14 protein-coding genes and 2 pseudogenes are annotated in these 11,890 nt (G+C 60.7%); 8 read left to right on the top strand and 8 right to left on the bottom strand.

From position 1 onward, the window contains the following. Window positions 1–574 (top strand): MFS transporter (locus tag E0F99_RS25725; protein ID WP_165447641.1); only part of this gene is annotated, 574 nt, incomplete at its 5' end. 52 nt (window positions 575–626) lie between these two features. After that, entirely contained in the window at window positions 627–1,133 is a 507-nt protein-coding gene (locus E0F99_RS25720; protein WP_083358605.1) for a GAF domain-containing protein, read from the top strand. On the opposite strand, the gene E0F99_RS25715 is transcribed toward E0F99_RS25720, so the two are convergent. Beyond that, a complete protein-coding gene (locus tag E0F99_RS25715) occupies window positions 1,108–2,040 on the bottom strand; it encodes an AraC family transcriptional regulator (protein WP_083358606.1) in 933 nt (310 codons plus the stop codon). The two genes, E0F99_RS25720 and E0F99_RS25715, sit on opposite strands and share 26 nt — an antisense overlap. 166 nt (window positions 2,041–2,206) lie before the next feature. Between E0F99_RS25715 and E0F99_RS25710 the strand changes: the two are divergent. After that, window positions 2,207–2,461, top strand: a pseudogene (locus tag E0F99_RS25710) (hypothetical protein); the annotation flags it as partial. A gap of 29 nt (window positions 2,462–2,490) precedes the next feature. Next, window positions 2,491–3,659, top strand: a pseudogene (locus E0F99_RS25705) (MFS transporter). Here the strand turns inward: E0F99_RS25705 and E0F99_RS25700 are convergent. Beyond that, entirely contained in the window at window positions 3,652–4,473 is an 822-nt protein-coding gene (locus tag E0F99_RS25700) for an AraC family transcriptional regulator (RefSeq protein ID WP_083358607.1), read from the bottom strand. The pseudogene E0F99_RS25705 and the gene E0F99_RS25700 overlap by 8 nt on opposite strands. Window positions 4,474–4,570: 97 nt before the next feature. On the opposite strand from E0F99_RS25700, the gene E0F99_RS25695 reads away from it, so the two are divergent. Next, window positions 4,571–5,782 carry an MFS transporter gene (locus tag E0F99_RS25695; protein ID WP_083358608.1) on the top strand — a complete coding sequence of 404 codons (1,212 nt, stop codon included), beginning with the start codon at window positions 4,571–4,573 and terminating at the stop codon, window positions 5,780–5,782. Between the two features lie 81 nt (window positions 5,783–5,863). On the opposite strand, the gene E0F99_RS25690 is transcribed toward E0F99_RS25695, so the two are convergent. Next, window positions 5,864–6,286 (bottom strand): MAPEG family protein, encoded by a 423-nt coding sequence (locus tag E0F99_RS25690; RefSeq protein ID WP_083358609.1) that lies wholly within the window; start codon window positions 6,284–6,286, stop codon window positions 5,864–5,866. Beyond that, window positions 6,279–6,584 (bottom strand): DUF2834 domain-containing protein, encoded by a 306-nt coding sequence (locus E0F99_RS25685; protein WP_130908997.1) that lies wholly within the window; start codon window positions 6,582–6,584, stop codon window positions 6,279–6,281. Before E0F99_RS25685 ends, E0F99_RS25690 begins: the two co-directional genes overlap by 8 nt. Before the next feature lie 83 nt (window positions 6,585–6,667). Between E0F99_RS25685 and E0F99_RS25680 the strand changes: the two genes are divergently transcribed. Both E0F99_RS25680 and E0F99_RS25675 read left to right on the top strand, forming a co-directional pair. Then, complete coding sequence (locus E0F99_RS25680; protein WP_083358610.1) at window positions 6,668–7,456, top strand: helix-turn-helix domain-containing protein; 789 nt, start codon at window positions 6,668–6,670, stop codon at window positions 7,454–7,456. Window positions 7,457–7,510: 54 nt separating this feature from the next. Then, entirely contained in the window at window positions 7,511–9,220 is a 1,710-nt protein-coding gene (locus tag E0F99_RS25675) for an amidase (protein WP_083358611.1), read from the top strand. A 121-nt stretch (window positions 9,221–9,341) separates the two neighbouring features. Here E0F99_RS25675 and E0F99_RS25670 read toward each other — a convergent pair whose 3' ends face one another. From E0F99_RS25670 to E0F99_RS25660, 3 genes are read right to left on the bottom strand one after another with little or no spacing between them, the layout of a single operon-like run. Further along, the gene (locus tag E0F99_RS25670) at window positions 9,342–10,079 is read right to left on the bottom strand and encodes a CPBP family intramembrane glutamic endopeptidase (RefSeq protein WP_083358612.1); all 738 of its coding nucleotides are present in this window, start codon (window positions 10,077–10,079) and stop codon (window positions 9,342–9,344) included. Between the two features lie 7 nt (window positions 10,080–10,086). Continuing rightward, entirely contained in the window at window positions 10,087–10,557 is a 471-nt protein-coding gene (locus E0F99_RS25665; RefSeq protein ID WP_083358613.1) for a RidA family protein, read from the bottom strand. Then, window positions 10,554–10,772, bottom strand: a complete 219-nt coding sequence (locus tag E0F99_RS25660; RefSeq protein ID WP_083358614.1) for a DUF6434 domain-containing protein — start codon at window positions 10,770–10,772, stop codon at window positions 10,554–10,556. The genes E0F99_RS25665 and E0F99_RS25660 overlap by 4 nt, the downstream gene beginning before the upstream one ends. 259 nt (window positions 10,773–11,031) lie before the next feature. On the opposite strand from E0F99_RS25660, the gene E0F99_RS25655 reads away from it, so the two are divergent. Then, entirely contained in the window at window positions 11,032–11,463 is a 432-nt protein-coding gene (locus E0F99_RS25655; RefSeq protein WP_130908996.1) for a nuclear transport factor 2 family protein, read from the top strand. Window positions 11,464–11,479: 16 nt separating this feature from the next. On the opposite strand, the gene E0F99_RS25650 is transcribed toward E0F99_RS25655, so the two are convergent. Continuing rightward, window positions 11,480–11,890 (bottom strand): aminotransferase class I/II-fold pyridoxal phosphate-dependent enzyme (locus E0F99_RS25650; RefSeq protein WP_130908995.1); only part of this gene is annotated, 411 nt, incomplete at its 5' end.

The raw sequence follows: 11,890 nt of genomic DNA, 5'->3' as shown, positions 1-11,890 counted from the left end.
GTTCGTCCAGCCATTCATTGGCTTTTGCAGCGACATGATCGGCCGCAAGCCCTTCATTATTGCCGGCCGCGTCGGCCTGCTGTTTCTGTCCATTCCGGCGTTCATGCTGATCACCAGCGGCAAGATCGGCCTGATCTTTGCGCGCTTGCTGATCCTCGCCGTGATCCTGAACTTCTTCATCGGCGTGATGGCCTCGACCTTGCCGGCGATGTTCCCCACGCACTTGCGTTACAGTGCGTTGGCGAGTGCGTTCAACGTCTCAGTATTGATCGCCGGCATCACCCCCACCGCCGTGGCGTGGCTGGTGGAAAGCACCCACAACTTGTTCATGCCCGCCTACTACCTGATGGTGTTTGCGGTGATCGGCCTGATCACCGGCCTGACCATGAAGGAAACCGCCAACAAGCCCCTTCGCGGCGCGGCACCGGCGGCCTCGGACATGGAAGAAGCCAAGGAAATACTGCAAGAGCACCACGACAATATCGAGCAGAAGATTGAGGACATCGATGCCGAAATTGCTGCACTCGAAGTCAAACGCCAGAACCTGGTGCAGCAGCACCCACGGATTAATTAACACCTGATCGTGCGTGGCAGCCTGCGCCGCCACGCCTTTGGAGTGCTCAAGCATGGTTATCAGCGTCACCGCAGCACAGTCGTTACTCAGCGCCGATGAGCGCGCTGCCATTGCCGAAATAGAAGCCACCACCAGCATTTTGCAACTGGTCACCCGCCTGACCGGCATGCGCTTTGCCGGTATCGCCAAATTCACCGACCAGCAATGGGTGGTGTGTTCGGCCTATGACCCGCTGCAAATGGGCATTCATGTCGACGACGTACTCGACCTGGAAACCACGCTGTGCAGTGAGTTCTGCATCAACCCTCAAACATTGTTCATCCCGCAGATCAGCCAGAACGGCCGGTTTGCCGCACGCCCAGTGGTCAAGCAATACGCCATCGAGAGCTATGCCGGCGCACCGATCTTCCTGCCCGATGGCCGCCTGTTCGGCGCGCTGTGCGCCCTGGATTCGCGGGCGATGCTGTTTGACGACCCCAACTTGCCGGAAACCCTGAGCCTGTTTGCGCGGCTGATTGGCTGTATTTTTTTCGCTAACCTGACAACGACTGATCAATAAACGCCGCTCTGCCGCGCAGCGCAGCAATATCGCGTTTTGGCGCAGCGCCAAACAATCGGCTGTACTCACGACTGAACTGTGAAGGGCTTTCATAGCCCACTTGGAACGCTGCACGCGATACGTCCTGATGCTCGTTCAACATCAAACGTCGCGCCTCGTTCAAGCGCAACCACTTCTGATACTGCAACGGGCTCATGGCCGTCAGTTGCCGAAAGTGATGGTGAAAAGTGGCCGCGCTCATTTGTACCCGCGCGGCCAATTCATCCACACGCAGCGGTTCACCGTAATTGAGTTTCAGCCAGTCGAGCGCCTTGGCAATTCGATAGCCCGGCCCATCCACGGAACAGATCTGGCGCAATCGCAGGGACTGGTCGCTCTTCAACAATCGGTAGTGAATCTCACGCTGAATCAGCGGGGCGAGTACCGGTATCGCCTCGGGCTCATCCAACACTGCAACCAGGCGCGCGAAAGACGCCAGTATGTCTTCGGTGACAGTGCCAATACCCACGCCCTTCAATACCGCCCGCTCACGCGTTGGCGGCGCATCACTCTGGGCAATCAGCTCGGCGAGGATGCGCAGATCCAGCTTGAACGTCAGCCCCAGACAGGGCGCCAAGGGGCTGGCGGCCAGTACTTGCGAATTAGCCGGGATGTCCAGTGACGTGACCAGAAATCGCGAGGTGTCGTACGTATAGCCCTCGCCACCGACCCACAACTGCTTCTCGCCCTGGGCAACCAGGACGACGCTCGGCTCGACCATACACACCACCGGCGCAGCGGGTTGCTCACGCCGATAAAAGCCCAGCCCCGGGATCGGCATGGGGCAGTCGCCGGGTGCTGCGACCCGCGCGGCAATCGACTGAACGAGCAAGGCCAGCGGTGATTGAGGGAAATGCTTTGTGTTCATGGCAGGCTCTGTCTTTTCTTCCGTGAACTTTACCGCGCCAGCAACTGCGCGTCCCAAGCAAGCGCGCAGACTCAGAGGATCAGGCAAGTATCCCAGTGAATACACACTACAGAACCCTAGTCCGCAGCGGGAAGATGGGCCACCCCACTTCGCCAAGGATCAACCGATGAAAAGCCTCTTGCTCGCCCTGAGTTTGCTGGTGAGTTCTTTTTCTTCAATGGGAGCCGATATGTCCAACGGTGAGGACAACTTCTCTACAAGCGACAAGGTGACGATTGAAAAGGTCACCTTCAATAATCAGTACGCAATGCAAGTCGCGGGCAATCTGTTCTTGCCCAAGCGCATTGCCCCTGGCGCAAAAAATTCGGCAATTATCGTCGGCCATCCGATGGGCGCCGTCAAAGAACAGAGCGCCAAGCTCACCACGTTCTTCAAAGGCAACTTGCTGTAATGTCCGATCATACTCACACGCATCGCTGGGGCGCCGTGTTCGCCATGTCATTGGCCGCGTTCGCCCTGGTGGCCTCCGAATTCATGCCCGTCAGCCTGCTGACGCCGCTGGCGGCCGACCTGCACATCTCTGAAGGCCAGGCCGGCCAGGGGATCTCCGTGTCGGGGCTGTTCGCCTTGCTCACCAGTCTGTCGATTGCGGGCGTGGCGGCACGGGTCGATCGCCAACGCTTGCTGCTCGCGCTCACCCTACTGATGATCCTGTCCGCCACCGTCGTGGCACTGGCGCCGAACTACCTCACATTTATGCTCGGCCGTGCATTGATCGGCGTAGCCATCGGTGGCTTCTGGTCACTGTCGGCGGCGACTGCAATGCGCCTGGTCCCCTCAGCCCACGTGCCGCGCGCCTTGGCGATCGTCAACGGCGGTAACGCACTGGCGACAGTGATTGCGGCGCCGCTGGGCAGCTTCCTCGGTGGCCTGATCGGTTGGCGTGACGCGTTTTTTTGCGTCGTCCCCGTCGCCATTGTTGCCGGCGTATGGTTGCTGGCAAGCCTGCCCTCGATCAAGACGGACACAAAGGCCAAGACCGATAACGTGTTTCGCCTGATCAAGAACGCCACCGTGGCCTTGGGCATGGAGGCCGCTTGTGTGTTTTTCATGGGCCAGTTCATGCTGTTCACTTACCTGCGCCCATTCCTGGAAAACGTCACACACGCAAGCGTGCCCACACTGTCGCTGATGTTATTGGTGTTGGGCCTGGCCGGGCTTGCGGGGACCGTTCTGATTGAGCGCTTTGTGCGAAACAGCCTGTACCTGACGCTGATGGTCATCCCACTGTTGATGGCACTGATCGCCATAGGGCTGCAATGGCGACCACTGTTTTGCTGGGCCTGTGGGGCCTGGTTGCCACAGCAGCACCGGTGGGCTGGTGGACCTGGCTTTCGAGAGTTCTGCCGGAGGATGCCGAGGCAGGAGGCGGGCTGATGGTCGCAATCATCCAATTGGCAATCGCCTCCGGTGCAACCCTAGGTGGCGCGGTGTTCGACCTGAGCGGCTACCGGGCCACGTTTGAACTCAGCGCAGCGTTGCTGGGTATCGCCAGCCTGTTGGCCTACCTGACCTCGCGGCGCGCTACAGCGACATACGTGAGCAGCCGCGCTACCTGAAAAACTGACTCGGCGTCTTGCCAAACTGCTTCTTAAACATGCTGGTAAAGGCGCTCGGGCTTTCATAGCCCAACTCGATGGCCACATCGATGATCTTCTCCCCCACCGCAATGCGCTCCAGCGCCAGCAGCAAGCGTGCTTGTTGGCGCCATTGGCCGAAGGTCAGGCCGGTTTCCTTACGGAACAAGCGCTGGATGGTTTTCTGATCCACGCCCAGTCGATCACTCCAATCCGCCACCGTCGAGGCATCCCCCGGCTCCTGTTGCAGCGCCTGGCAGATACGGTTGATGCGCAGGTCGGCTGGCTGGGGCAGCGACAGTGGCAAGGCTGGCAGGATGGCAAGCTCGTCGAGGATCAGGTGCATGATCCGTGCGTCGCGCGAATCCTCGGCGTAAGGTGGCTTCAAGCTGACCGAGGCCTTGATCAGCTCGCTCAGCAATGGCGATACACTGACGGTCTTGGGTTCACTCGGCAGGTTGGGGTAGCGGTCCGGGCGCACAAACACGCTGCGCATCTTCAGGGTGCCCACGCAGCGCAGTGAATGGACTTGCCCGCAGGGCATCCAGAAGCCGCGATTGGGCGGCACCGTCCATTGGTTCAGCGCCGAATACACCACCATCACGCCTTCGACGGCGTAGAGCAGTTGATGCTTCTCGTGGCTATGCTCGGGGATCACCCAGTTTTCGGGGTAATCGGTGGCGGAACTGATCACAGCCCAGTTGCCTTCGTCGATCTCCCGTAGGAATACATCCAGTGATTTAATAATTTCGCCCTTTTTGCGATGGTTGGCGCCCGAATTTCGCGAGACAGGCATTTTCAGCGAATCTAGCATAAACGCCGCAACATCTAGAAACGGGCAGCGCGCTAAAGTACGCACTGCCCCTGTTCGCTGCCTTGTATGGAATGCCTGCATGTCGAGCCTGACCGCGCCACCCGCCGTTGCAACCACTACGCCGCAAATTAGCCCCTTGGTCGTACGCGTCCTCGGCGCCTGCGCCCTGGCGCACATGGTCAATGACCTGATACAGGCCGTGCTGCCGTCGGTTTACCCGATGCTCAAGGCCAACTACGGGCTGAGCTTTACCCAAGTCGGCCTGATCACCCTCACCTTTCAATTGACCGCGTCCTTGCTGCAACCCTGGATCGGTTACCACACCGACCGCCACCCTAAACCCTGGCTGCTGCCCGCGGGCATGGTGTGCACATTGATTGGCATTCTGATGCTGGCATTTGTCGGCACCTTCCCGTTGATCCTGTTGGCGGCGGCGCTGGTTGGTGTCGGCTCGTCGACCTTCCACCCGGAAACCTCACGCGTGGCACGTCTGGCCTCGGGCGGCCGTTACGGCCTGGCGCAATCGACCTTCCAGGTCGGCGGCAATACCGGCAGCGCCTTCGGCCCGTTGCTGGCGGCGGCGATCATCATTCCCTACGGCCAAACCCATATCGCCTGGTTCGGGCTGTTCGCCGTGTTCGCGATCATGGTGCTGTACGGCTTGAGCCGTTGGTACCGCCACCACCTCAACCTGTTCAAACTCAAGCAAGGCGGCAAGGCCACCCACGGTTTGTCCAAAGGCCGCGTGACCTTTGCCTTGGTGGTATTGGCGCTGCTGGTGTTCTCCAAATACTTCTACATGACCAGCCTCACCAGCTACTTCACCTTTTACCTGATCGAGAAGTTCCACCTGTCGGTGGCCAGCTCGCAGATGTACCTGTTCCTGTTCCTCGGCGCCGTTGCTGTTGGCACCTTTGCCGGCGGGCCGATTGGCGACAAGATCGGGCGCAAGAAAGTCATCTGGTTCTCGATCCTGGGCGCCGCGCCCTTCACCCTGGCCCTGCCCTACGTCGACCTGTTCTGGACCGCCATCCTCAGCGTGGTGATCGGCTTCATCATCGCCTCGGCCTTTTCGGCCATCGTGGTATTCGCCCAGGAACTGGTGCCGGGCAATGTGGGGATGATCGCCGGGATCTTCTTCGGCCTGATGTTCGGCTTCAGCGGTATTGGCGCCGCGTTGCTGGGCTTGCTGGCCGACAACCACGGCATCGAGTACGTCTATAAAATCTGCTCGTTCCTGCCGTTGGCGGGCATCCTGACGATCTTGCTGCCCTCGACCAAAGGCGTCTGACCGGCCGATCACCCGCCCGCACAGCTAGTTGTGGCGAGTGGGCCTCTTGTGGCGAGCGAGCTTGCCACAAGAGGCCACTTTTTATATCAGCCTGGAAATCACCATGGTGCCCAGACCGAACAGACACATCACACCCCCAACGTAAGCCACTGTGCGCCAGGGTTGCCACCTTGCAAGATACGTCACCGTGTGGGCCAGACGAGCCACTGTAAACCCGCCGAACAGCCAGACCGTGACGACACTGGAACTTCCCAGCGCCACGCACAACCCGCCCAACACGAAAAACAGCGGAATGTTCTCCAGGTCATTCGCCCAGGCCTTTTTCGCTCTGCTGACGTGTGACAGTTCTTCCGATTGCGCTTGGCGGCTGAAAAAAGCTGCATCCTCGAGGTTAGTGAACGCTAAACCTCGAATTCGGAAGAAGCCCTGGTAACAGGAAATCGCCAACATCTTCAGGCACAACACCAACACGCACCCCGCGTAGGCCTGTAAAAGATCACTCATCTCGGCCCCCATTCACGACGATGTAAAGCAACGGCCCCGCCGACACAAACACCGCCGTCAGCAAAAAATACGGCACCAGCGAACCCACCGACCGCCCTCGTCCGCGCGCATCCCGGTACATCCACACACACGCCAGCAGCGCCATCAGATACAGGTCAATCACCACCTGCGCGGTGTCCGGCCTGGACATCAGTTCCCGCCCAGACGCCAACAGTGATTGCTCAGCCATGAGCATCGTGGCCACGGTGTACAACGAAAATCCCAGCAAACCGGCCAGGGCGAAATGAGGTCTGCGCATGGTGCCGTCCTTGAAATGATCGAGGCTCAACATAGTGATAAGGTTGCGCCTCTCGCAATGACCTCGGAGGTCATGATCAGGCCATGGACACCCCTTCAACTGCCGGCCAGCACCTGCGCCAACTGCGTCGACACGCCAAGCTCAGCCAGCTGGACCTGGCCTTGATCACGGGTGTTTCCCAGCGCCACCTCAGCTGCATCGAAACCGGCCGCGCCAAGCCGAGCCCGAGCAGTTTGCATACGTTGCTCACGGCCTTGGACGCCCCGCTGGAGCAATGCAACCGCGTGTTCCTTGCCGCCGGTTATGCGCCGCGCTACACCGCCACCCCACTCGCCGCCCCGGCAATGGCCGCCATTCGTGAAGCCGTCAGCCACGTGTTGCACGCCAACAACCCCGCCCCGGCGATTCTGTTGGGCGGCCAGTGGGAAGTCCTCGCCGCCAATGCCAGCACTGGCGTGTTATTTGAGCTGGTGGGACTCAAAGCGAATGCCGCCGACGGGCTGAACCTGCTGACCACACTGCTGCAAACCGGGGGCCTGGGCGATCACCTGATCAACGCCGAAGAGATTCGCACCCTGGCCTGGCAACGCGCCACCCGTGAAGCGCTGGGCAACCCTGCGTTGGCGACATTGCTGGCGAGCCTGCCAGTGCCCACCAGCACCGAGCGGCCCAATGAAATGCCGCCATTGGTGTTGACGCGCATCCGCTCAACCCGCGGTGAGCTGAACTTCCTGTCGACCTTCACCACCTTCGGCATGCCTCAGGACATCACCCTTACCTCACTGCGTATCGAGCATCTGATTCCCGCTGACGAGCCGACCTGGCAGGTCATGCGTGCCGCCTATGAGTCGTATGCGGCGCTGGTTTTGTGAAATAGCTGTACGTAGACTGCCGCCATACCTCCCACCTGAAGGCGGCGAAAAAACGTGATGCAAGTTACCGAAGTCTCCATTGCCCAATTGCGCGCTGCGCTTGAAAGCGGCCAGACCACTGCCGTTGAACTGGTTAAGGCTTACCTGGCGCGGATCGAGGCCTATGACGGCCCGCAGACCGCGACCGCATTGAACGCCGTGGTGGTACGCAACCCGGAGGCACTTAAAGAAGCCGAGGCCTGCGATGCGCGCCGGGCCAAAGGCGAGACCTTGGGACCATTGGACGGCATCCCCTATACCGCCAAGGACAGCTACCTGGTCAAGGGCCTGACGGCTGCTTCAGGCAGCCCGGCCTTCGCCAAACTGGTCGCGCAGCGCGATGCGTTCACGATTGAGCGCCTGCGTAACGGCGGCGCCATCTGCCTGGGCAAAACCAATATGCCGCCGATGGCCAATGGCGGGATGCAGCGTGGCGTTTATGGCCGCGCAGAGAGCCCATATAACGCGAACTACCTGACCGCACCGTTTGCCTCCGGCTCGTCCAACGGTGCAGGCACGGCAACAGCTGCCAGCTTCGCCGCCTTCGGCCTGGCCGAAGAAACCTGGTCGAGCGGACGCGGCCCGGCGTCCAATAACGGCCTGTGCGCCTACACGCCGTCGCGCGGGGTAATTTCGGTGCGCGGCAACTGGCCGCTGACGCCGACCATGGACGTGGTGGTGCCGTACGCGCGCACCATGGCCGACCTGCTCGAAGTCCTCGAGGTGGTGGTCGCTGAAGACACCAACCCACGTGGCGACCTGTGGCGTCTGCAACCCTGGGTGCCAATCCCGAGCGTGGCCTCGGTGCGCCCAGCGTCTTATGCGGAGCTGGCCGTTAGCAGTGAATCCCTGGTGGGCAAACGCTTCGGCGTGCCGCGCATGTACATCAACGCCGACCCCGACGCCGGCACCAGCGAAAAGCCAGGGATCGGCGGGCCGACCGGGCAAAAGATCAACACCCGCGCCAGCGTGATCGACCTGTGGCACGCCGCTCGCCAGGCGCTGGAAGCCGCCGGTGCCGAAGTGATCGAGGTGGACTTCCCACTGGTCTCCAACTGCGAAGGCGACCGCCCTGGCGCGCCGACGGTGTTTACCCGTGGCGTGGTCTCCAAGGAATTCCTGCACGACGAATTGTGGGAGCTGTCGGCCTGGGCGTTCGATGACTTCCTACGCGCCAATGACGACCCGGCGTTGAACCGCCTGGCAGACGTAGACGGGCCTAATATCTTCCCGCATGACCCAGGCACCCTGCCCAACCGTGAAGACGACCTGGCCGCCGGTATGGATGAGTATGTGCGCATGGCCGCGCGCGGCATCACGCCGTGGAATGAAATCAGCACGGTGCCGGATGGCCTGCGCGGCCTGGAACAAACCCGGCGCATCGACCTGGAAGACTGGATGGACACCCTAGGGCTGGATGCGGTGCTGTTCCCCACCGTGGCCGATGTTGGCCCGGCGGATGCCGACGTTAATGAAGCGTCTGCTGACATTGCCTGGAGCAACGGCGTGTGGGTGGCCAATGGCAACCTTGCGATTCGCCACCTGGGCGTACCCACCGTCACCGTGCCGATGGGCGTGATGGCAGACATTGGCATGCCGGTGGGGCTGACCTTCGCCGGGCGTGCCTATGACGACTCGGCGCTGCTGCGGTTTGCGTGCGCGTATGAAGCCACCGGCAGCAAACGCCAGATCCCACCGCGCACGCCGCCGTTGGCAGCCGAATAGACGCTGGCAAGAAATGTGGGAGTGGGCTTGCCTGCGATAGCGGTGATCAGTTGGCCTAGTTGTCACTCAAAGATAGCCATCGCAGGCAATCCAGCTCCCACAGATTTTGCTGTGTTTCAACTCAAGCCATGTAGGGCACGGCAATCAGCAAGATTGCCGTGCCGTGGGTGGCGGTCGCCGCCAGTACGCCATAGCGCAACCGCACCAGCGCGCAGGCCAACCCTTCGATCAGGGTGAACAGCAACACCGGCCAGCCGAGTTGGGTCACGCTCAGCGCCAGGAATGCATGGCAGGCCGCAAAGGCTACGCCGCTGATCAATGCCGCACGTAATGGTGTCAGCTGTTGCTCCAGGTAACCTTGCAAAAACCCGCGAAACAGCACCTCTTCCAATGCATTAGCGCCATAGGCCAAGACCACCATGCCCGGCAGCCAGACCCAGTAGCCATGGATATCGCTGGCCTCGATGCCTTGGTAAACCCGCAGCGGCACACCGATCAAACAGCCAACTACCAGCCCTGCACCCAGGCCAACAACCGGGTTGCCGATGGTCCAGCGCACCAGCCGCCACAACTGCGGCGCGATGCGTGCCAACAGCATAATCAGCAACACCGACAGCCCGCCCAGTACCGCAAGCACGAACGCATTGGCGCTGAATGCAACCTGCACCTCGCGGCTGAGCACCCACAGGCCCAGCGGCGTCATTGCATCACGCATCAACACAAACGCCGCCAACAGGATCAGGATGCGCATCGCGGTCAGCGCCCTGGGCGTCAGCGCAAACCACACGCCAAACAACACCAGACCAGGCGCCACGTGGCTGGCGTAGTTGATCAGTATCACTAAGCCCTGAGTGATCATGCGCGAGTCAACCTTGAGCCACGGCAATCATGTCGATCTCGACCGCCGCCGACTTCGGCAACTGCATCACCCCAAGCGACGTACGCGTGTGCGCCCCGGCGCTGCCGAGAATCTCGTGCAACAGGTCCGAGGCGCCGTTGGCCACTTCACTTTGCTGATCAAAGTCTTCAGCGCTGCGCACATACACGGTGATGCGCGGGATGGCCTTGATCTGATCCAGCGAACCCAGCGCCTGCTTGAGCAAGCCCAGGCAACGCAGCGCGCTGATACCGGCGGCGATTTGCGCCTGGCCCAGGGTCAGGCTGTCGCCGACTTTGCCCGGCAAAACCACAGTGTCGCCCACACGCGGAATCTGGCCGCTGATGTACAAGTGGTTGCCCTCGCGCACCCACGGCGTGTAGTTGCCGCCGATTCTGAATTCGTCCAACTGATAGCCGATGCGCTGTTGAGCGGCCTGGTATTTTTCGTCGCGCGTCATGGGCGTGCAACCTCGTTTCGACGTTGCCATTCATCCACCATATCGCCCAGGGTCTTGGGAATGTCGTTGCGAATCCAGGCCATGAATGGCCGGTCGAACGTGAACGCAGGGCCACAGTGTTTAAGCATGAAACGGCGTACGTTCTGGGTATTTTTGTAGTGTGGCGTCACGGGCGTGGCGCGGGTGATGGGGTCGCTGTGCCAGTCAAAATCCATGTTGTTCACCGGGCGATTGTTGTTTCTGCAGTAGCATAGCCATGGGCTACTTGGGCAGGAAGCGGCAAGTTCAGTCTTGGAAAGACCTCAAGGTACTAAGACATCATACAAGACCAACAAACTCTTAGAGCGGCTTAAACCCAAGCTTTTCAAGGTATTTAAAAATTTCACTTTCCTTCGTTACTCGAATCACTGCACTGTTGTACGACGACTAAAATTGTCGTGTCCGCCCCCCCCCAACAACAATAAGGAAACACCCATGCCAAACGTCAAAGTGCTGATCGGTTTTCTGTGCCTGTTCACCGGCTACGTCGCCGCTGCGCCCGCCCCCGCCGAGAAGGATGTGGCCCAAGCGGTCGACCAACTGACCCAAGCCATGCTGCACCTGGACCTCAAGCAGTTGCACGCCTTGACCAGAGACAAACTCACCTACGGCCACTCCAGCGGCAAGGTGCAGAACAAAGCGCAATTTAACGCTGACCTTGAAACCCACACCAGCGCCTTCAAGACCCTGGAAATGCAGAACCAGACCATCACCCTCGACGGCGACACCGCCCTGGTGCGCAACCACTTTCACGCGCTGGCGGTGAACAGCGGCGTAGACACGCCCACCGACATCGACAACTTCCAGGTCTGGCAGAAGCAAAAAGGTCAATGGCTGCTGATCGGGCGTCAGGCTTACAAGTACTGACCGCCCTCGGTGCGGCTCACCACCGCACCACTTCGCGTACCTTCACCAGCGCCTCACGCAGCGCCGCCATGTCCACCGAGCCCAGCGCCAACCGCAACGCATGCGGTACGATTGCCGACACCGCAAACGGCTCGGCGGTGGACACGCAAATACCCTCGCGCTGCAACACCATGGCGACCTGATCAGCTCGCGCGTCCTCCCCCAGCGGCAACCATAAAAAATACGATGAAGGGTGGCTGACGTACTCCACGCCTTTGAGCACCTGCGCCGCCAAGGCCTGCCGCGCCTGGGCATCCTGGCGTTTTTGCGCTTCCAACTGCGCGACGGTGCCGTCCTCGATCCAGGCCACGGCCAGCGCGCTCATCACCCCGGGCACGTTCCAAGTGGTGGCCATGATGGTGCGCTCCAGCTTCTTTACCCACGGCGC

Origin of the sequence: Pseudomonas antarctica, assembly GCF_900624995.1 — a bacterium.
Classification (GTDB): Bacteria; Pseudomonadota; Gammaproteobacteria; order Pseudomonadales; family Pseudomonadaceae; genus Aquipseudomonas; species Aquipseudomonas antarctica.
This window is presented reverse-complemented; position numbering and strand designations above follow the sequence as displayed.